This window comes from Gottfriedia sp. OAE603 (genome assembly GCF_040543965.1).
Classification (GTDB): Bacteria; Bacillota; Bacilli; order Bacillales; family Bacillaceae_G; genus Gottfriedia; species Gottfriedia solisilvae.
This window is the reverse complement of the sequence record NZ_JBEUNN010000001.1, coordinates 3,394,734-3,416,994: the sequence shown is the minus strand read 5'-3', so window position 1 is coordinate 3,416,994 and position 22,261 is coordinate 3,394,734. Positions and strand designations below refer to the sequence as shown.

Annotated in this window: 16 protein-coding genes, 1 pseudogene and 3 other annotated features; of the genes and pseudogenes, 10 read left to right on the top strand and 7 right to left on the bottom strand. The window is 33.2% G+C overall.

Annotated elements, in window-relative coordinates; genetic code table 11:
* Positions 1-4: 4 nt before the first annotated feature.
* The 4 genes from ABID96_RS17370 to mnmL all read right to left on the bottom strand — a co-directional run bounded on the left by ABID96_RS17370 (position 5) and on the right by mnmL (position 5,823).
* Positions 5-3,124 (bottom strand): MMPL family transporter, encoded by a 3,120-nt coding sequence (locus ABID96_RS17370; RefSeq protein ID WP_192603091.1) that lies wholly within the window; start codon positions 3,122-3,124, stop codon positions 5-7.
* A gap of 588 nt (positions 3,125-3,712) precedes the next feature.
* Complete coding sequence (locus ABID96_RS17365) at positions 3,713-4,168, bottom strand: hypothetical protein (protein WP_192603090.1); 456 nt, start codon at positions 4,166-4,168, stop codon at positions 3,713-3,715.
* Between the two features lie 120 nt (positions 4,169-4,288).
* Entirely contained in the window at positions 4,289-4,864 is a 576-nt protein-coding gene (mnmM, locus tag ABID96_RS17360) for a tRNA 5-(aminomethyl)-2-thiouridylate-methyltransferase MnmM (protein ID WP_192603089.1), read from the bottom strand.
* Positions 4,861-5,823, bottom strand: coding sequence for a tRNA modification radical SAM protein MnmL/YtqA (gene mnmL / locus ABID96_RS17355; RefSeq protein WP_088002543.1), 963 nt, complete (start codon positions 5,821-5,823; stop codon positions 4,861-4,863). Before mnmL ends, mnmM begins: the two co-directional genes overlap by 4 nt.
* A 201-nt stretch (positions 5,824-6,024) precedes the next feature.
* Here mnmL and ABID96_RS17350 point away from each other — a divergent pair, with 201 nt between their 5' ends.
* Together ABID96_RS17350 and ABID96_RS17345 are read left to right on the top strand one after the other, a co-directional pair.
* Positions 6,025-6,288: a DUF2524 family protein gene (locus ABID96_RS17350; protein WP_088002995.1), complete on the top strand. Its 264-nt coding sequence runs from the start codon at positions 6,025-6,027 to the stop codon at positions 6,286-6,288.
* Positions 6,289-6,353: 65 nt separating this feature from the next.
* On the top strand, positions 6,354-6,500 hold the full coding sequence (locus ABID96_RS17345; protein ID WP_142283130.1) for a glycogen biosynthesis protein GlgD: 147 nt from the start codon (positions 6,354-6,356) through the stop codon (positions 6,498-6,500).
* Positions 6,501-6,727: 227 nt separating this feature from the next.
* Here the strand turns inward: ABID96_RS17345 and ABID96_RS17340 are convergent, their stop codons facing one another.
* Positions 6,728-8,344 (bottom strand): cell shape-determining protein, encoded by a 1,617-nt coding sequence (locus ABID96_RS17340; protein ID WP_192603088.1) that lies wholly within the window; start codon positions 8,342-8,344, stop codon positions 6,728-6,730.
* 178 nt (positions 8,345-8,522) lie between these two features.
* Between ABID96_RS17340 and ABID96_RS17335 the strand changes: the two genes are divergently transcribed.
* From ABID96_RS17335 to ABID96_RS17320, 4 genes are all read left to right on the top strand, one after another.
* Positions 8,523-9,722: an MDR family MFS transporter gene (locus tag ABID96_RS17335; RefSeq protein WP_192603087.1), complete on the top strand. Its 1,200-nt coding sequence runs from the start codon at positions 8,523-8,525 to the stop codon at positions 9,720-9,722.
* 64 nt (positions 9,723-9,786) lie between these two features.
* Positions 9,787-10,004: a binding site (T-box leader), on the top strand.
* A gap of 86 nt (positions 10,005-10,090) precedes the next feature.
* Positions 10,091-12,508, top strand: coding sequence for a leucine--tRNA ligase (leuS, locus tag ABID96_RS17330; RefSeq protein ID WP_192603086.1), 2,418 nt, complete (start codon positions 10,091-10,093; stop codon positions 12,506-12,508).
* Positions 12,509-12,733: 225 nt separating this feature from the next.
* Positions 12,734-12,968 (top strand) — a binding site (T-box leader).
* 55 nt (positions 12,969-13,023) lie between these two features.
* Positions 13,024-13,251, top strand: a binding site (T-box leader).
* 108 nt (positions 13,252-13,359) lie between these two features.
* Entirely contained in the window at positions 13,360-14,709 is a 1,350-nt protein-coding gene (locus ABID96_RS17325; protein WP_192603085.1) for an amino acid permease, read from the top strand.
* Between the two features lie 327 nt (positions 14,710-15,036).
* Positions 15,037-15,612: a YARHG domain-containing protein gene (locus tag ABID96_RS17320; RefSeq protein WP_192603084.1), complete on the top strand. Its 576-nt coding sequence runs from the start codon at positions 15,037-15,039 to the stop codon at positions 15,610-15,612.
* A gap of 327 nt (positions 15,613-15,939) precedes the next feature.
* Here ABID96_RS17320 and ABID96_RS17315 read toward each other — a convergent pair whose 3' ends face one another.
* Positions 15,940-16,824, bottom strand: a complete 885-nt coding sequence (locus tag ABID96_RS17315) for a D-alanyl-D-alanine carboxypeptidase family protein (protein ID WP_377896970.1) — start codon at positions 16,822-16,824, stop codon at positions 15,940-15,942.
* Positions 16,825-16,985: 161 nt separating this feature from the next.
* Between ABID96_RS17315 and ABID96_RS17310 the strand changes: the two genes are divergently transcribed.
* The 4 genes and pseudogenes from ABID96_RS17310 (at position 16,986) to ABID96_RS17300 (ending at position 20,664) form a co-directional block, all read left to right on the top strand.
* Positions 16,986-17,282 (top strand): rhodanese-like domain-containing protein, encoded by a 297-nt coding sequence (locus ABID96_RS17310; RefSeq protein ID WP_192603082.1) that lies wholly within the window; start codon positions 16,986-16,988, stop codon positions 17,280-17,282.
* A gap of 680 nt (positions 17,283-17,962) precedes the next feature.
* A complete protein-coding gene (locus ABID96_RS17305; protein ID WP_192603081.1) occupies positions 17,963-19,864 on the top strand; it encodes an endonuclease MutS2 in 1,902 nt (633 codons plus the stop codon).
* Between the two features lie 3 nt (positions 19,865-19,867).
* Positions 19,868-20,295 (top strand): annotated as a pseudogene (locus tag ABID96_RS20835) (GNAT family N-acetyltransferase); the annotation flags it as partial.
* 156 nt (positions 20,296-20,451) lie between these two features.
* Positions 20,452-20,664, top strand: coding sequence for a DUF2553 family protein (locus ABID96_RS17300; RefSeq protein WP_158093307.1), 213 nt, complete (start codon positions 20,452-20,454; stop codon positions 20,662-20,664).
* A gap of 246 nt (positions 20,665-20,910) precedes the next feature.
* Here ABID96_RS17300 and ABID96_RS17295 read toward each other — a convergent pair whose 3' ends face one another.
* Entirely contained in the window at positions 20,911-22,176 is a 1,266-nt protein-coding gene (locus ABID96_RS17295; protein ID WP_192603189.1) for a BaiN/RdsA family NAD(P)/FAD-dependent oxidoreductase, read from the bottom strand.
* Between the last annotated feature and the right edge of the window lie 85 nt (positions 22,177-22,261).

Genomic DNA, 22,261 nt, shown 5'->3' with positions numbered 1-22,261 from the left:
TTTCTTATTCTGAAAGGGTTACGTTATTCTCCACTACTTGAGTATGTGATTTGTTCGTTGTAAATAATTTAGACGAGAAAATAGGATATAGAACAGGGATCACCAAGAAAGTAAGTCCAATAAATCCAACTAAGGAAGCAAGTGCGGATTGAACAAATAGGTAACTACTACTAAATAACAATCCTGCAAAAATTGCACTTCCTACAACTCCAACAGCAAACATACTTGCGATATTACCTGCTAATAAAGCTTCTTTTTCTTCTGTGTCAGAAGAAGAATTAACATATAAGTGAGCTAATAAAGTACAAGCAAGAGCAAAGACTAAGTAGATTGCAAAAATTGGAACTAGGAATTTCAGACCTAATTGATCGTAATGTCGGATAAATACTTGTTCTGCAAAAGCATTTCCAGTGATATAAACGATCGCCGCTGCACCAATTGAAATAATAGAATAGAAAATATTTCTATATGCAATTGTTAATAATAAAACAGTTGCAATTAATGAATAAGTAATTAACCATTTTAAATCATCAGTAATAATTGGTTTTAAACTATATACTGTTGAAGGATCTTCAGCTAAAGCTAAATTAGCGGCTTCTAAGCCTTGATCTTTCAATGATTTAAGAGCAGTTTTTCTAGCTTGATCTACTAAATTAGTGCCTTCATTAGAAATTGGAGTTGTTTCAAATGTAACATCAAGCGTTGTTACTAATGAATCTTTTGACATATAGTTATCAAAGATTTTTTGGAATTCTGGTTTACTTAATGCTTCTTCAGGTAAGTACCAACCAGTTAAACTTGGATTAAAGCTTGTTGTTAAACCACCTAAATAGCCCTGTGCACTATTTAAGCCATCATAAATCTGATTTAACCCACCGACAGTTTGACCTAAACCATCTTTCAGTTCGCCAACTTTATCAACGAATAGACCAATACCATCACCTAATTGAACTTGACCATCCTTTAGTTGACCTAGACCATTTGTAACTTGAGGAACATTTTTAAGTACCAATGATTGACCGTCAGCAGCTCTTTCAATACCATTTTCTAATTCACCCATACCAGCGTACAGTTTTTCTAAACCAGCAACTAATTTTGTTTGGCCATCTACTACTTGACCCATACCTGCATTAGCTTTTTCAAGACCAGCTAAAAGTAATCCCGCACCGTGTTCAGCTGTACCTACTTTTGTAATGAATTCTGTTAAACTATCATCTAACAGTTTAAGCGTACCTTGTAGTTCTTTGTAATATGTATCTGAAGTAATTTCAGGATACTTTTTACCTAGACCTGCAGCTAATTGTTGAGAACCTTGAATACCGGCTTGGATTTTAGCAAGGTTCATTTTAATATCACTAACACCGTTATAAAGAGTTTTAAAATTCTTCTCAATTGTTTTGTATCCTGTTAATAATTCTTTACTTCCTGCTATTAATTTCTTTGTACTATCTTTTGCAGTTCCTAAGCCGTCATGTAGTTGACCAGCACCAACAGAACCTTTTCTTAAACCATTTTCAATTTGTGATAAACCATCTTCTAATTTACCAACACCGGTTTCAAGTTTTGTTGTACCAGTAACTAACTGATCAATACCATCAGTTGCTTCTTTTAATTTAGGAGAAGAATTTTCTAATTCATCCTTTGCTCCTTGAAGTCCTTCACGAATTTGATTAACTCCATCATTTCCTTTACCAATACCATCCTTTAAAGTAGCAGCTTGTGTAACAAGCATTAATGGGTCTAATTCACTGCTAAATGGACGAGAAGCACTTCTTACCGATTCTACTCCATCCATTTGTGAAAGACTACGTGATAATGCTTCGATAGTAGTCATGCCTGTTACTGTATTCCATGGCACAGTATTTTCGATAACAAGTTTCAGTGGTGTAGATTTACCTTCACCAAATTCTTTTGCAACTAATCTTGATCCTTTAGCGGCATCTTCATTTGGAAGACCATCTACTGTACTATAAGCAATCTTTTGTTGGTATAGTCCGACAATCGGAGCAATGATGATTAAAGCTACTAAAGTAAAAATACCACCTCTTCTTACCACTAAGCTATTCCAGTTTTGCCAACCTACAAATCCTGTTGTTTTGCCATTTGGAATAGAGAGTGTTTTTCCAAATACAGCAAATAGGCTAGGTAAAAATGTGATTGAAGCAAGGTAAGATACGACACCTAAAACAATTAATGCACTTAAAGATTTTGTGATTTGAAATGTTGTATTTAGTAATCCAATACTTAATAATGTAAAAACAGCATGTGAAACTAGTAAACTATATTGTTTATTTGATAATGCAAAAATGAGTGAGTGTTCATTCGATTTTTGGGTAAACAAAATTCCAGCATAACGATAGTACAAACTAAAGGTAGCGATTATACTCAGTAAAAATGAGAATAAGCCCAAAGTAAGTGGGGCAATATTCGTAATCGGTAGCTGACCATTATCTACTAATAAGCTATATAATGAAGCGCTTACCAAATAGTTAACTAAAGTTAGAACAACAGCAGATACTACGACAAGTGGTTTACGTGTGATCAGTACCGAAGCAACTAATGCAAGAATACCAGCAATGATAATCCCTTTTTTTAGTCCTTCTTCATTTTGTAAATTAGCTTGTTCATCAACGAAAATCTTACCTGTTACAATTCTGTCTAACCCATCAACTTTTGACAATGACTGTAATTCTTTGTACAGAGTTGTTAAATTTTTATCTTTAATATTTAACGTACCTGATAATAAGATTGTTTTTCCATCTTTTGATTCTAATGTATTTTTTAAAGCGGGTTCGTCAATTGAATTAGATACAGAAACAAGACCGATTGAATCTTTATTATCTTCAAGATTACTTGCAACATCTTTTACAGCGTCTTTATCTGAGTCGGATAATGTTTCATTACTGTAAAAAACAATAGCAAAACTCTTTTTGTTCTTCGGATCCATGTCATGATCAAGTTGGATTTGTTCGGCTTTCATTACTTGCGTACTCAAGGGTAACTTTAATGTTCCTTTTTCTTCAACTAAAGAAGATAGGGAAGGGGATAAGAAACTTAGTGCGATCGCAAGTACTAACCAGATAGCAACAACTAAGTATTTTCGTTTTACGAAAAATGATGACATTGATACACCTCCGTTTAATTTAATTAATACAACATTTTGTACAGTTAAAGGATTTTAGATTGAAAATTCTGAAATTATTTAAAATAAATAAGTAGAGCTAAAACCTGTACAAAAAGACTGTATGTATATCATTTTAATTCAGACTTATTTTAAAAATTAGACAAAAAATTAGACAAAGTTTTTAAAAAATATTTCGATTTACAACTCGAAGCTTGTCTAATGTTCGTTTTTTCATATTGTGAAATAATGAAAAGAGATAATCAATTTGTCATAAGGGGTTTGTTGCATATAATGCGAATAGACTACATGCAGAAAACGTTTTCATTACAATCAAACTATTATTACGGTATTTTATTTTAAAGTAATATTTGAGTTGTAATGCGCTATGTCGAAAAAAGTCGAAAGAAACTTAAAGTTTTCATGGTTAAATGAATTGGCTAAATAAATGAAAATGCGAGGCAATTATATTAAAGAGTAATTAAAAATGGAGGTAGTTGCTTTTTAAATTTTTGTTCGCAGTATATCAAGTCTTTTCAAAATTACAAAAAAAGCATATCTTCAAAACAAAATTGAAGATATGCTTTATGTTTAGTTTTTTGGTGCAATTCTAGTAAAAAGATCTCCATGAACTCTTTTCATTTCATTATGAAATTGTTCATGATCAATATTATATTTACTTAATAAATCTTTAAATGATTTATTTTCCTTTTTAGCAGCGATAATATTTTCCATTGGTTGATTTGACAGTTTAGAAACAACAGCTACAAAGATCAGTTTTTGCATTTCAATCTTTTGTTCATTTACAAGTTTATTCACATTTGCTTCTGGTTGATTTACATAATTAGAGATATATTTAACAACTTCTTTTTTATGCTTGTTTAACAGTTCATGATGCTTATTATCATGATGGTGGGGGTGTCCGTGATGTTGTGGTTCATTATGTTTTGGATTGAATTTAGACCAATCAACCTCTTGTGCACCTACTGAAATTGTACCAAAAGTTAAAGCACTTACCATTACACTAGCTAGAATCAATTTTTTCATTCTAAAAACTCCTTTGCAAATTATTATTTTCTTATAGTGCCCAACTTTTTAAGAAAAATTTTCAAAAATAATAATTACATAAAAAAACTGTCTAGTAATAAAACTAGACAGTTTAAGACGTTAACCTCTTTTTTCTATTGCAACGATAAAAGGTGGATTGTTTGCTTGGTTTAAAAATCGATATGTTAATACATGTGCTTGATCCTGTGGAATAATTTGTACATATTCCATCAATGCATCTTTTTCAATCTCTCCACCTTCATGACCATGATAGATCACTACAACGATTATTCCTTCAGGTGCCATTATTTCAAGAATTTGTTCAATCGCAGAAATTGTTGATGAGGGAACAGTGACAATTGTTTTATCACTACCAGGTAAATAACCTAAGTTAAAAATTGCACCTTTTACTTTTCCATGTAAATGATCTGGTACCTCATTAAGTACATGGGAATGACTTTTCTGAATGAGTGTTACTTGGTTAGATAAATTGTCTTTTTGAATACGTTCAGTCGTATTTTGTATAGCTAAATCTTGGATATCAAATCCATAAACATGTCCGGTTTCTCCAACTAACTTAGCTAAAAAAGTTGTATCATGACCATTTCCAACTGTTGCATCTATGGCGATATCTCCTTCTTTTACAGCTAATTGAAGAAGTTTTCGAGCATATGGTAGAATTCGTTCTAAAATCATGTTAATTGCACTCGATTTTTTGCAAATTTACCTTGCCAACTATTACGACGCTCAAATTCACGATCTATCGCATTTAATACTTCCCATTTTTTCAAGCTCCACATTGGACCAATTAATAAATCAGGCGGGCCGTCACCAGTAATTCGATGAACAATTACATCACTTGGGATGATCTCCAACTGGTCAACGACTAACTTGATATAATCATCAAAGTTCATAAATTCAACTAGACCTTTTTCATATTGCTTCATCATAGCTGTCCCTTTTAAAAGATGAAGTAAATGAATTTTAATTCCTTGAATATCAAGTTTCGCTACTTCAAGAGCAGTTTCCATCATCATTTCAGGTGTTTCAAGAGGTAAGCCATTAATAATATGTGAACAAATACGGATATTATGCTTTCTTAATTTCTCGACACCTTCAACATAGGTTTTGTAGTCATGAGCTCGGTTGATAATATTTGCTGTTTTTTCATGAACTGTTTGTAATCCAAGCTCAACCCATAAATACGTTCGTTTATTTAAATCTGCTAAATATTCCACTACGTCATCTGGTAAACAATCCGGTCTTGTTGCGATGGATAAACCTACAACGCCTTCTTGTTCTAAGATTGGTTCGAATTTTTGTTTTAAAACTTCTACTGGGGCATGCGTATTTGTATAGGCTTGGAAATATCCTAAATACTTACCATTTTGCCATTTTTCATGCATTCTATCTTTGATTTTATGGAACTGGGTAACAACGTCTTCCGCACGGTTACCTGCGAAATCACCTGACCCAGAAGCACTACAAAAAGTACAACCACCGAACGCAACAGTACCATCCCTGTTTGGGCAATCAAAGCCAGCATCGATGGAAACTTTAAATACTTTTTCGCCGAATTGCTGTCTTAAATGATAATTCCACGAATGATATCTTTTATGATCTATTGTATATGGAAAAGGATTATTATTTGTCATTTCCTCATCCCTCCCTTAATTTAAGTCACTATTCTCGATTTTATCATGCTCTCATTAGAAAACCAAATGGAAAAACCTCTCTATATTGTAAACAAATATTTGTACTTTGTTTGCTTGCTTGTGGAGACACTATCCTTGAGGTAGCCAAAAGCCGCCCATTTATATTACTTTGTAAAGTCTGAAGGAGGAAATATCTTGCCAATAACAGATCGTGCATTCGGACAAGAACAAGTGAAGCAGGCAAAAGCAGCCTATGACTATGCAGTACAACAATTAGAAGAGGGTATGAAACAGGAACATTATAATGATATAGAGTACTCAGACGCACAGCTGCAACTTGAACAAGCTATTCAACAGCTTGAGCAAGTAGAGCGATTAGCAAATCAAGAGAATCGAGACGAGTTTAATCGTTTACGCAGACAACTAGTCCAATTGCAGCATCAAATGATCATAACTCCGCACTAGGTAGAGGGTGAAAACAAATGCAAGAATACACTCGTGAATATATGTATCTTGGGAGGAACTATAATATGGCAAAGAACCGTTCAAAAAGTAATAATCCAGAACAAAAAACAAAAAACGCTACAATTACTGAGTTCTCAGGAGAACTTTCAGCAGTAGATAAAGTAAAACAAAGTAATGCTAAAAAAGGTCAACCGCAAAGATCGAAACAGTAACTATTATAATTCAAAAAAGAAACTGCCTAATTAAGGCAGTTTCTTTTTGTAGACAAAGTACAAAAACTAAGAGATTCAGACTGATTGAAAACGCTTGTCTTTCGAGGCTCAGGAGCCGGATGAGAAGCGGAGTTACCTTTTACGGTAATGAGCACCGCAAGCAGGCGAAGCAACGAAGAAAGCAAGCGTTTGGCGGGCAGTCTGAAAAAGGCAGTTTCTTTTATTTATTATTGAATTGCTTTATTATCAAATGTTTTTGCTAGAATATAGCTCGTGTCACCAACTTTGATAAATGAAATCTTTACTGGGTCACCGATTTTCGTAAGTGCAATTTCACGGGAAATTTCTGTTGAAACAGAGAAAATCCTTCCATCTTTCTCAAGCATTAAATCGTAAATACTTTCACCTTGTTTTAAGGTTAATCCGATTCGGCTGACTTTACCTTCAATCTCTTGATACATATCAGAATCCTTTAAGTTTGCAGAGGATCCTTTCATAGCTAATCCTTCAATATAATTATTTAGTGTTGATTGGAGGGTATTTCCCGTACCTACAATATTGTAGTTTTTTACATTTACCATACTATACATTTTAATAAGGCCTTTTTTGTCTTTTAAAGCCATAAAATAAGTAGGTTCATTTTGTATATTAATTAAGGTTGGATAGGTTGCATTGTATCTAAATTGTTGGACTTTACCTTCTGCAGACGTCATGCCGGCCTTTTCAGTTGCTCCAGAAATTTTGTAGATTGTTGTGTGTCCAGTTCTTGTATCGATTAATGTAAAACCACTTAAGCTCTCATCTCTACCAACTGATGAAACGCCTGTGTAGAAATACATCTTTCCATTGTTTGTAATTGCTTTAATTCCTTCTGTAGTTGCAATTTTATCCCTGTCACTCCAATTAAAATAACCATGAATCAGCGTTCCCCAATCATCAAAATGTTCGACTGCCGTATCAGAAGGGTACATGCGCTCAATCCAACTTGGTGCATTTTTTAAAGAATACTCTTTTGTATTACCCGTTTGAGCATCGATTACCATCACACCTGAAATTTCTTCTGCACCACCGATTTTATGATAATCAAATTTTGAAATAACCCAATAAGGCTTCCCGTTATCATCAATTTCAAATGTATAGTCTTTTAAACCAATATTTTTATTATGACGGAATGCATATCTCATTAAATCGTCACCAAAATAGGCACTATCTAAATAACGTAAATGAATTTTCTTTCCATCTAAATTTGTTACTAATTTTACATCATCTGGATTACTAGCATTCACCATTAAATATCCTTTTGTGCCAATTTTATTTTTATAGTACTTAAAGAATCCAGTATGTTCTAATGGACCAACATAATACATGACCCCGTTAACTTCTTGAAGTGTTAAGCGGTTAATGTCTGATTGTGATCCTAGAGATGGAACTTCACCTAATTTTTTATCTGCCATGTTTAATGCTAATGAATGATCAACGATTGGAATTTGATCTAAATCAGCAACCTTCATATCCTTCACAAATTCTTTCTTCTCGACTTTACCAATCATATTTCGATAAGCGCTAGCATCACCAAGTCTTGAGTTCAAAACAATAATAACAATGAAAAGGAGTATGGTGATTAGTGCTACTCCAATCACGCTAACTTGTGCTTTGAAATTTTTAAAATCAATAATTAACAATACTGCTAATATTGCAAATGGAATAATACTCATTATGCCAAATCCGATAAAACTAATCGTAGTATCATGTGGCAATAAATTAAAATACTGCATGATAAAATAATAGATTACTGTCAAAATAATAAATGTAATATATTTAGTAATTTTAAAAGATGATGCCATTCTAAGACCTCTTTTCTTTCATTCTGATTATAATCTTAACAGAATTTTTAAATCTTGAATTAAGTAAATATTAAAAGGAAAAATATTCCCCAATTTTTTTAGTTGAAAGGTTACATTTTCTCCTCTACAATAAATAAGTTATATAGAGAAAAAGGGTCGGCTTAAAGGGGAGTACAGAATGCCAAAAAAACTCTGGTTTTTATTAATAGGTATGATTTTAAACGTAACAGGAAATTCTTTTTTGTGGCCATTCAATGCGATATATATACATGAACATTTAGGAAAGTCCTTGTCAGTAGCAGGGCTTATTTTAATGTTTAACTCATTGGCTGGCGTTTTTGGTAATATGCTCGGAGGTTGGCTTTTTGATAAATTTGGGGGATACAAGTCAATTCTAACAGGTATCATTATTACTTTTCTTTCAATATTAGGTTTAGTCATAAATCATTCATGGTCATTTTATAGTTTTTTCTTAATCACATTAGGTTTCGGTGTAGGAATTGTCTTTCCATCTATGTATGCAATGGTCGGGGCTGCTTGGCCAGAGGGTGGACGTAAAGCGTTTAATGCACTGTATGTTGCTCAAAACTTAGGTGTTGCAATTGGTACTGCTTTAGGCGGGATCGTAGCGGATTTCGATATCAATTATATTTTCACAGCTAATTTGATCTTATATATTATTTTCTTTTTCGTAGCTGCTATTGGATTTAGAAATATGGAAATAACAAAGGATGAAAAGGTAGAGGATAGTGTTGGGAAAGATAAGCCTAAGTTTTCTCTAACTCCATCAATGAAGGCTTTATTAATTGTTTGTTGTTCTTATGTTCTATGTTGGCTAGTGTATGTTCAATGGCAGACGACAATTGCTTCTGAAATGTCTAACTTGAAAATTGGATTAACAAATTATAGTCTTCTTTGGACAGTAAATGGAGCGTTGATCGTTTTAGCTCAACCAATTGTATCAACAATTATTCGAAAATACGTTACAAGTATGAGAAAGCAAATGTTGTTTGGAATTGGATTTTTTATTGCTTCCACAATTCTTGTCAGTACAGCAGAGCAGTTTTCAATGTTTATGATTGGAATGATTATTTTAACAATTGGCGAAATGTTTGTTTGGCCAGCAGTTCCAACAATTGCAAATATGCTAGCTCCAAAGGATAAGTTAGGAATGTATCAAGGAATCGTAAATAGTGCTGGTACAGTCGGGCGAATGATTGGTCCTTTACTTGGAGGAGCAGTAGTAGATACATTTAGTATGAAAATATTATTTACTGTATTGGTTTTCTTCTTAGTAATCAGTATGATTTTTTCTGTACTGTATGAAAAATTTGCAAAAAAGGTTATAAATGCACAAGAACAAACTGTTGCTTCATAAAATAGGCAATGTATAATTGACCTTTTTCCTTGGTTATAATAAAATGGTATAAATTAAATCTAAATGATCGGCAATGATTGGGAATAGTAATGAAAGTGAAGAGGTTTAGAGAGTTGACGGCTGGTGAAAGTCAATCCCTTCTTATCATGAACTCGCCCATAAGCCACATTTGTGAACGGTTTTTTACCAAGTAATGAATGTCGTGTTCCACGTTACGGAAACAAGTGAATGTATATATACATTAATTTGGGTGGTACCGCGGGAAATCCTCTCGTCCCTTTTTGGGACGGGAGGATTTTTTTATTTTTATAAAAATACCTGTGATACCGCCAGCCGAGCCATTTAATCATTAAAAAGGAGGCAATAATATGAGTTTTAATCATCGTAATATTGAACAAAAATGGCAATCGTATTGGTTAGATAATAAAACATTTAAAACAACTGACGATACAAGCAAGCCAAAATTTTATGCACTTGATATGTTCCCATATCCATCTGGTGCGGGTCTTCACGTAGGTCATCCAGAAGGCTATACTGCAACGGATATTTTATCAAGAATGAAAAGAATGCAAGGGTATAATGTACTTCATCCAATGGGATGGGATGCATTCGGTTTACCTGCTGAGCAATATGCACTTGATACTGGAAATGATCCAGCAGAGTTTACTGAAAAAAACATCAATACATTTAGAAATCAAATTCAAGCTCTAGGTTTCTCTTATGATTGGGATCGAGAAGTTAATACAACTGATCCAAGTTACTATAAGTGGACACAATGGATTTTCTCAAGAATGGTTGAAAAAGGATTAGCGTATGTTGATGAAGTTCCGGTAAACTGGTGTCCAGCACTTGGAACAGTTTTAGCAAATGAAGAAGTTATCGATGGGAAGAGTGAACGCGGGGGGCATCCAGTTGAACGTCGTCCTATGAAACAATGGATTTTAAAAATAACTGCTTATGCAGACAGACTATTAGAAGATTTAGAAGAACTTGATTGGCCAGAAAGCTTAAAAGAAATGCAACGTAACTGGATTGGTCGTTCTGAAGGTGCTGAAGTTTACTTCAAAGTTGATGGATACGATGAAAAAGTTACTGTATTTACTACTCGTCCAGACACTTTATTCGGTGCAAGCTATTTAGTATTAGCTCCTGAACATGATCTAGTAAATAAAATTACGACAACGGAGCAAAAAGAAGTTGTTGAAGCATATATTGATTCAATCAAATCAAAAAGTGATTTAGAGCGTACAGATTTAGCTAAAGATAAAACTGGCGTATTTACAGGAGCATATGCAGTTAATCCTGTAAACAATGAAAAGCTTCCAATTTGGATTGCTGACTATGTACTTGCAAGCTATGGTACTGGTGCAATTATGGCAGTACCTGGACATGACGAACGTGACCACGAGTTTGCAGTTAAATTTAACCTACCAATCGTTGAAGTTGTTGAAGGTGGAGATGTTCAAAAAGAAGCTTACACTGGCGATGGTAAACATGTTAACTCTGATTTCTTAAATGGTTTAAATAAAGAGGATGCAATCGGAAAAATGTTAGCGTGGTTAGACTCTTCAAAATCTGGAGAGAAAAAAGTTACGTATCGTTTAAGAGATTGGTTGTTCTCTCGTCAAAGATATTGGGGTGAACCAATTCCAGTTATTTTCTGGGAAGACGGTACAATGACAGTTGTTCCTGATGAAGAATTACCACTAATTCTACCAAAAACTGATGATATTCGCCCAAGTGGAACTGGTGAATCACCATTAGCAAATATTACAGAATGGGTAAATGTAGTTGATCCTGTTACAGGTAAAAAAGGACGTCGTGAAACAAATACAATGCCACAATGGGGTGGAAGCTGTTGGTATTACTTACGTTACATCGATCCTACAAATAGTGAAGCGATTGCAGATGCAGATTTATTAAAACACTGGTTACCAGTTGATGTTTATATCGGTGGAGCAGAGCACGCAGTACTTCACTTACTTTACGCTCGTTTCTGGCATAAATTCCTATATGATTTAGGCGTAGTTCCTACTAAAGAGCCTTTCCAAAAGCTATTTAACCAAGGAATGATCTTAGGTGAAAATAATGAAAAAATGTCTAAATCAAAAGGAAATGTCGTAAACCCAGATGATATCGTAGCTAGTCATGGTGCAGATACATTACGTTTATATGAAATGTTTATGGGACCGTTAGATGCTTCGATTGCTTGGTCAGAAAATGGATTAGATGGTTCACGTCGTTTCTTAGACCGTGTTTGGCGTTTATTTGTTTCTGATAACGATCAAATTTCAGATAAAATTGTTGAAGGCATAACAGTAAGTAATCTTGAAAAAACTTATCACCAAACAGTGAAAAAAGTAACAGAAGACTTTGAAGGACTTCGTTTCAATACTGCTATATCACAAATGATGGTATTCATAAATGAAGCTTACAAAGCAGAACAATTACCAAAAGATATGGTAGAAGGATTCATTAAATTGTTAGCTCCAGTTGCACCTCATATTGGTGAAGAAATTTGGAGTAAACTTGGTCACACTGACTCAATCGCATATGCAACATGGCCAGCTTATGACGAAGCGAAATTAGTAGAAGATGAAATCGAAATCGTCGTACAAATCAATGGTAAAGTAAGAGCAAAATTACTAGTTGCCAAAGATGCTTCTCGCGAACAAATGGAGCAAATTGCACTTTCGGATGAGGCTGTGAAAGAGCAAGTTGAAGGGAAAACAGTACGAAAAATTATTGCTGTTCCTGGTAAGTTAGTAAATATCGTAGCTAATTAATATTAAAAGGACTGAACCTTAGTTTTTGTACTTTGTCTACAAACTGGAGGACTGATCTTAATTGATCAGTCCTTTTTTCTCTGTTGATGTTTACTACGTATACTGTTTTCCAGTACAGAAAAAATATTATATCGAAATAAACTGTTGACAGAATAGTAGAGTAACATCTATAATTCAAAACATACTTAATAAGGACCGTAGCTACGTCTTAATAGTTAATAGAATAATTGAGCAATGAAGGGAATATAAGTAGTGCTTATCTCACTGTTTTAGAGAGCTGATGGAAGGTGCAAATCAGTACATAGATAAGGGTGAATTTCAATCCTGGAGCATTTTTTTCGAAATAAAGGCTAATCTTTATAGAGGAAAAAACGGTCAAATATGATCGTTAACAAAGTCGAGAGGCAGGCCGATACATAGTCTGCAACTAGGGTGGTACCGCGAAATTTTCGTCCCTACTGATCTATTCAGTAGGGACTTTTTTATTATTCGGGAATACAAAACAATTAAATATAGAACGTGCAATGAAAGGAATTTAGTAATACTTATTTCAATGTTTCAGAGAGCTGATGGTTGGTGAGAATCAGTATATAAATAAGTGTGAATTTCAATCCTGGAGCATCTTTTTCGAAATAATGGGTAACTTTTATAAGGGAAAGACGGTCAATCGATCGTTAATCAAATGAAGAGGCAGATGATTAGTCTGCAATTAGGGTGGTACCACGGTGTAAATCGTCCCTGTCGTTAATGACAGGGGCGATTTTTTTTATTTGAAATAACTAAAATCGACTTAATTGAATTTATGAAATGAATGAATTGATAAATTAATAAGATATGAAGGAGATATTATCATGGAATTACAGAAAAGTTTATTGCCACGTCATATACGATTAATGGCGCTCGGAGGAGCAATCGGTACAGGGATTTTTAAAGGTACTTCTGAAACAGTATCAATAGCAGGTCCAGCGGTTATTTTTTCTTACTTGTTTGCAGGTTTATTGCTGCTTGTTGTTATGAGTGCAATTGCGGAGATGGCTATTGCATACCCGGGGCTAAATATGAAAGGGTTTATTCGTAAAGCATTTGGTAAAAAAGTGTCTTTTGTTATCGGTTGGTTATACTGTTTCATGTGGTTAGTAGTATGTGTTATAGAAGTAATTGCTGCTGGGAGCTTTCTTCAGTATTGGTTCCCATCAATGTCTTTATGGTCATTAAGCTTTATTAGTGCTATTTTCATAGTTGCGATTAATTTAATGAATGTTAAGCGATACGGAGAATTTGAATTTTGGTTTGCAGGAATTAAAATAACGATGATTGTTTTATTTATTGTTTTAGGTGCAGGGATTTTATTTGGAATCATTCCAAGTAATGATACGAATTATATGCAAAATTATATTCAATACGACGGATTCTTCCCACACGGTTGGTCAGGGGTATTTTCAGCTCTATTAATCGTCATCTTTTCATACGGTGGTTCGGAACTAATTGGATTAACATTAACTGAAACAAAAGATGCTGAGAAAGTTTTACCAAAAGTCATTAAAGGTGTAATTTGGAGAATAGTAATTTTCTATACACTTCCAATATTAATCATTTGTGGCTTAATCCCTTGGAATGAAATTGGTAATCAAACAAGCCCATTTGTTCAAGTGTTATCAACAGTTGGTTTTAATGGTTCAGCACATATTATGAACTTTGTTTTAATTACAGCTGTTTTATCTGCAGCAAACTCTGGTATTTATGGATGTACAAGAATGCTGTTTTCTTTAGCATCAGAAGGGGAAGCACCAAAATTATTTTCACATGTCTCTAAGAACGGTGTCCCTTTATATGGCGTTATATTGAGTGCAATTATTCTTGTTGGCGGTACCTTTGTTGCTTACTTCTCACCTGATCGTGTTTTTGGATATTTAATGGCAATCCCTGGATTTACAGTATCCTTAGTATGGATTAGTATTTGTTTAGCACAACTAAAATTACGCAAAACATATGCTGCAATGCCTCATTTTAAAGTATGGGGATTTCCATATATCACTTCATTTACAGCAATTGCATTAATCATCAGCTGTGTTGCATTTGCATTTAGTGAACAAAATCGTGTAAGTATTATGGTTTGTTTAGGTATATTAATCTTCTTAATAATTGGCGCAATGATTGTAGATAAGAAGGATAAATATCAACAACTTACAATAACGAAATAAGTAGAATAAAAGAAAAATAGTTGTTACGGCAACTATTTTTTCTTTTTAATGCAAGCTGTATGATACTTAGATATTACATTACGAATTCAGCTTACCTCTAATGCAACCTTATTGAGCATTAGGGGTTTTATTTTGTATCCGACTTTCAAAACCTTCGCATTATATTGGTAAAGTAAGTTTTTCTTTCAAAATTAATCTTTATTTTATAGAGTTTTCAATTGTATTAATAAACTATTAAACTTTAATTAAATCAACAGAAATGAGTTGAAAAGGGTTGATAATGTTTTTGGTCTACTTATTTAATTTTAGATCAGAGGAGTGAAAGACGTGGCTAAAAATAAATACATAAGTGAAAATAGTCGTGCGGATAATAGAAAATTACAAAGAAATGTTGAAGGAATTTGGGGTCAAAGATATTTATCAATATTCATATTAATTGCTGGGGTTATCATATTAGGGGCTACGGCCATTTTTTATGTATATCCAAAAATCATGACGGATGGGAATACAGCGAAAAAAAATGTTTCAACAGAGGTAGCTAAAGTGGCTAAGATAGATGAAAAGAAAGAAGAAGCATCTGAAAAAACATCTAAACAAAAAGCTAAGAAACCTGCAAATAGTCAAACGAAGGTTATTGAAAAGGAGCCAATTTCTAAAGAGTATATTTTGCCTGAAAGTAACACGATGAAATTAACTGATGAGGTACTTGGTAAGCTGTCAACAAATGAGTTAAGTTTAGCGAGAAATGAAATATATGCGAGACACGGATATATTTTTAAGTCCAGTGATTTAAATAAATATTTCTCAACAAAGTCATGGTATAATCCAGATCCAACTTATAATGGTGATCTAAATGAAATTGAAAAATATAATATAAACTTTATTAAATCTAAAGAGAATTAAAATAAGGCCAAGTTAACTGAAAGATTCAACTAAACGAAAACAAGACCACTAAGTGGTCTTGTTTTTTACATCTAGTATGTACTAGCTTGTGTACTCGCAGGTATGACGAGATCATCTCCGTTAAATGTATATGCATTTGAAGAAACAAAATTTGTTTGTTTCATTTTTTTACTTTTTAGATAAACTTCTACTCGTCCCAAATTTTGCAATGGTAAGATTCCAGTAGAAAAAAGATTCTCGTAATTTAATGGATCTGGAATGATTATTGTTTTAAAGCTTGATGATGAAAAAGCTGTAGGTATGACAATGTCAGCTTGTACTTTTCCTTCAATTCGTTGGTTTAAATACTGTTACATTCGTCTTCCATGTTGAATGATCTACAATTTTAATATTCTTAACTTTGCTATAAGCATATTGGTCTAATAGCTTTATATCATTTGAATATTTATCTTTATCCGAGCGGAGAACAACATGAATTAAAGTGATATTATTTTTCTTATTTGCTTGGATTAATGTATTTTTGGCTGCTTTTGTATAGCCAGTTTTTGCAGCTAAAAAGTTTGGATTACTGTAAATAGGGCTAGATTTTGTCAAAACTACTTTTTGACGAGATGTTTTTACGTAAGTTTTTGTTAGGCTCATCGCTTTAACCATTAGAGGCTGTTTAATAGCTTCTCTTGTAATCATAGCTAAATCATATGCCGTAGTTTTGTGAGTTGAATTTGGTAAACCACTTGCATTTGCAAAATGAGAGTTAGTTGCACCAAGCTCCTTCGCTCTTTTGTTCATTAAATCTGCAAACTTTGAGACACTACCGCTAATTCTCTGACCAATTGCATAAGCTATATTATTATTACTATTGAGCATTAATATTTTTAGCGCTTCGTCTCTAGTTATTTTTTCACCAGATTTAAAAATGATTTGGTCATTGCTTCTTTCCTCTTGTAAACTTCTGCTTGTCATTGTAATTGTATCGGTTGATTTTAATTTTTCTAATAATAGTAATCCAGTTAAAACCTTTGTTGTACTCGCAGGGAAATCTCTATAATTTCCTTTTTTTGAATAAACAACCTCGCCAGTTTCAGCAACAATGGTAATTGCTTTATTACTATATACTGTAGGTGACTTAATGGAGGCTTGTGTGGAGGGTATTGGCAGAGTTGCTGTCAGTATAAAAATTGTTGCAAAAAACAATAGAATCTTCTTACTCATTTTTCTCTCCTTGTAATTAACAGATTTATTCAAAATTTATTAAAGTATAACATATAATGTTTATCGTTAAAAACAGACATATTTTGTTAAATAATCATTCTTTTTTGCATAGATAATAAGAACTTGTTAAGATTGTGTCATACAATAAGGAGGAATGAGTAATGAATTCTATTTCTGCAAATGAAGTAAAAGATCGCCTAGATGCAGGTGAGACTCTTTTTTTAGTAGATGTTCGTGAAGATTATGAAGTACAACATGGGAAAATCCCTGAAGCAATTCATATTCCAATGGGAGAAATACCAAGTAAATTAGATGTATTTAATAAGGAAATGGAATATATCTTCATTTGTAAAGCTGGAGTAAGAAGCGAAAATGTGTGTGAATATTTAACAGAGCTTGGATATAAAGCAATCAACATGGAAGGTGGAATGATGGCCTGGGAAGGTGAATTAGATTAACAACTAATTCAACTTTACTTTTCATTTTTCACATAGTATGATTATTTCAATTAGTTAGATTTCAATGAAAAACACTATAAATAAATAATAGAGGTGCTTTTGTGAGTGCGGTAGGTTCTAAATAGGAAAAATTTAATGAAATAAGCATGATGTAATAAAGGGGATTTTTGTACATAATCATCCCTTAGTTTTGTCATGGATTATTTCTCAATACCTATGAAGATACCTACTATACTTTATAAAGCGTGTAACTATGTTAGGATAACTCTATACTTTTTTGTATTAGTTTATTTTAATGGTAGTTACACACGCCTTGTAATGTAAAGAAAGCTGCGGTATCTCCTCAGCTTTTTTAGTTATTTTAAAAGGCACTTTTCTAAAAAGATTGTTGCTTTTTGGATTTAAAACTACAAAGACAAAAGTTGATTACAACGGAAAGTGCGAGACTCCTCTGGGAGATGCGGAAAGGTTGAGACCCTGCATCGCACCAAGGAGGCTTAGCACTCGCTCCACAAAAAAGGGAGTATCCTGGAGTGGTAATCAACAACGCATTCTTCTAGCAACAGTGCATACGAAAACGTCCTTTTAAAAAGGTGAAAACTAAATACAATTCTCATTGGAATCTAATGAGTAGGTATCTTCATTTATGATCAAAAAAGACATGGTGAGGAGAATAGAAATTGAACAAGATGACTTACGAAAAGTTACAATATAATGATTTAAAGGAAATGATTAAATCCTATTGTGTTAGTGGATTAGGAAAACAATTGATTGATCAATTGGAACCAAGCTCAAACATAAAGGTAGTTAAAAACCGTTTAAATGAGACAACAGAAGCAAGGGCAATATTAGATGCAGAAGGTCATGTACCATTTTTAGGTGTTTCAAATATAGAAAATCTGATCAAAAATCTTGAAAAAGGCTTGATTCTTGATCCAAGTGATTTAGTTAGCATTTCGGATTTTTTAAGAGGATGCAGGAAAATTAAAAAGTTCATGCTTGAAAAAGTCTTTTTTGCACCAGTTTTAGCATCTTATGCGAACTCAATGACTGAATTTAAAAAAGTAGAAGAGGAAATTAATTTTTCAATTAAAGGAAGCATGGTTGATTCCGCTGCTAGTAAAGAATTAAGACGTATAAGAAGTAATATTGAAACAGTTGAGGAGAAAATTAAAGAACGTTTAAATAAATTTTTAAATAGTAGTACGAATAAGAAATATATACAAGATTTCTTCATTAGTAAGAAGGATGATCGTTTTACAATTCCAATTAAAGCCTCATTTAAAAACCAGGTAGCAGGAACTGTCGTTGAAGCTTCATCCAAGGGATCAACCGTTTTTATGGAATTAAATACAGTTACTAAATTAAATGGAGAACTGTCAATTTTAAAAGCTGAAGAGGCAATGGAAGAATACCAAATTCTAGCTACTCTATCAGGAATGATTTTAGAGAATATTTATCACATAAACATTAATATGGAATTGATTAGCCAGTATGATATGGTGTTTGCAAAAGCGAAATTTAGCAAACATATTGGAGGCATTGAGCCAAAGTTAAATGATTATGGATTTATTAAATTAGTGAACTGTAAACATCCACTTTTATCCGGAGATGTTGTACCACTTAACTTTGAAATTGGCACAAATTATAGGAGTTTAATTATTACAGGACCGAATGCTGGTGGGAAAACGATCGTATTAAAAACAATTGGATTAATCACATTGGCAACTATGTCAGGTTTTCACGTGTGTGCAGGCAAGGAAACTGAAATCTCGGTATTTGAAAATATCTTTGTTGATATCGGTGATAATCAAAGTATTGAAAATGCGCTAAGTACATTTTCATCTCATATGAAAAACCTGTCTGAAATCATGAAAGCATCAAATAATAGTACACTTTTACTATTTGATGAGATTGGAAGTGGGACTGAACCGAATGAAGGTGCTGCCCTTGCCATTTCAATTTTAGAAGAGTTTTATCAAATGGGCTGTATTACAATTGCGACCACTCATTATGGTGAAATCAAACGTTTTTCAGAAATGCATAGTGATTTTATGAATGCAGCAATGAGATTTAATAATGAAACATTGGAGCCACTATATAAATTAATGATTGGAAAATCTGGGGAAAGTAATGCTTTATGGATTTCGAGGAAAATGGACATACGAGAAACAGTACTTCTAAGAGCTAAGGAATATATGGAAAATAAGGCGTACCATATAGAAAGAGTAAATGAAAGTAAGCTTCGAAAACCTAAAGTCATCAAAGAGAAGGTAGAAGTGAAGAACGTCTTCCATAAAGGAGATCGTGTAAAATTACTAGACTACAATCAATTCGGAATAATATATAAAGAAATAGATAATTATCATAATGTTATCGTATATTATAATGGAGAATTAATAGAAGTAAATGATAAGCGTGTTTCATTAGAGGTAAAAGCGACGGAATTATATCCAGAAGGGTATGATTTGGACACATTGTTTATTGACTATAAAACAAGAAAAATGGAGCATGATATCGAACGTGGTTCGAAAAAAGCACTCCGAAAAATTCAAAAAGAAATAAGAAAGAATAAAGAGTAAACATTTAGTGATAAAACTGAACATAAACTTGTCAGTAGGATTAGAAAATCAGATGCATTTATTCCAGCGCTTTCGATCGTAGCTGAAAAGAATCAGGAAATAGTTGGGCATGTTTTGTTATCAAAAATTACAATAGTGAATGATGGAAATAAAGTAAATTCCTTAGCATTAGCGCCAGTTTCTGTTGAGCCGATGTATCAGAAAAATGGAAAAAGGCAGTTGATATAGGGTATCAATCAGTCATTGTTTTAGGGCATAAAGATTATTATCCGAAATTTGGTTTTAAGCCAGCACATTTATGGAATATAAAAGCGCCCTTTGAGGTTCCAAATGATGTATTTATGGCTTTAGAATTAACTGAAAGTGCACTTGAAAACGTTCAAGGTGTCGTGGCATATTCGAAAGCATTTTTTGAAGAGGATCTTTCGTAAAGTTAGTGAATCCATTTAAAAATAGACAGTCCCTTAAAAAAAAGGGCTGTCTATTTTTCATTAAAACGATTAACAATTGGAGATTCAGCATATATTGTAATAATACCTCATATATTCTTCATTGAGGTCTGCATAGTTAGAAAGGAGGGGGTTGATTTGCCAAAATCATTGAAAGTTGATATTACGGATAAAGTGATTGGGAAGTTTAAGGATGGATATATAGAATTGTATTCCTCTAAATATTTAATTGGGAAATTCTTTTTTAAAGAAATGGAACAGACTTTCCAATTGGCAGAAGGTTATGTCGAAGAGGACGGTAGATTTTATTTATTAATCAATTTGCATCATGAACCATCTAATGTACGCTGAAAGACCTTAATTTAGGGACGGTGAATTTGTGTTAAAGACAAATAAATATGACGAAGAGCATGAGATATATATCGCAAAATCGCTGGTAAAGTTATTAAAAATAAACAAAAAATTAGAGAAGTATTACGCTAAAAATAATTTAGTCATATTAATTGAGAGAAGATATGATCAAATCTTATGCTTTTCAAAAAATGATAGGACCAAACGAAAAAATGGTATTCGTTCGGTCCTTTGTTTATAAATATATTAAAAAGTTGCATATTCAGCAGCAGATGCACCAGCTAGTCTACCTGTTACAAATGCAGCGGTGATATTATACCCACCAGTATAGCCGTGAATATCTAATAATTCTCCACAAAAATATAATCCATTCATTAATTTCGAAGACATTTCTTTTGGGTGAACTTCTTTCGTTGACACCCCGCCACCAGTAACGAATGCTTTTTCTATTGATAGCGTACCATTAACGAGAAATGAAAAACCTTTAAACGATTGGACAAGCTCTCTTATTTTGAGCGTACTAATTTCATTACATGGCGATGATTCGTCTATCCCGTTTTTTGCTAATAAAAATAGTAAGTAACGTTCAGGTGCTAAACCTTTTAAAACATTTTTAATTGCTTTTTTAGGTTCATTTTTTACAATTTTCATTGTCTCCTGGAATAAATTTTCTTCGTTTTGATCTGGGAATATATCGATCGCCATTGTTACATTTTTTGTATTGAATTTTTGTTGCACTTTATACACAAATTGGCTACAACGTAGAGCTGCTGGACCAGAAATACCAAAATGAGTAAAAAGCATGTCCATCTTATGTGAGATTACTTTTTTACCCTTTGGATTTAAAACGCTTAATTCAATATCTCTTAGCGCCAAACCTTGCAAAGTTTTACGTTGAATGAAATCCTCAGAGGAAGTAATAGGAACCTCAGTCGGGAATAATTCAGTGATTGTATGCCCAGCCTTCTTTGCCCAAGCATAACCATCTCCAGTAGAACCAGTGTGTGGAACTGATTTCCCTCCTACTGCAAGAACTACACTTTTCGTGTTAATAACTGTACGATCATTTAACATAATCCCTACAACTTTACCATTTTCATATAGTACGTCTTTAACAGTTCTATTGATTTGAATATCAACATGATGTTTTTTTAACTTTTGAAGTAATGCTTCTAGAACAGATTTGGAATCGTTAGAAACAGGGAACATTCTTCCGTGATCTTCTTCTTTTAACGCAACACCCATGTTTTCAAAAAACTGAATGATATCTTCATTATTATAAATTGAAAACGCACTAAATAAGAAACGTCCGTTTCCAGGTATATGCTTAATAACTTCTTCAACAGGTAAGCGATTTGTTACGTTACAACGCCCACCACCTGAAATAATTAGTTTTTGCCCAAGTTTACTTCCTTTTTCAAGCAAAAGTACTTTTGCCTTTTTTTCAGCGGCACTAATGGCAGCCATTAATCCAGACGTGCCGCCACCTATTACAATCACATCATAGTTCATTTTTTCACTACTTTCATTACAAATTGTTTCATAAAGCATAACATTATTTCATATAAGCTCCAACTTCTTACCTATTTTTAATTTT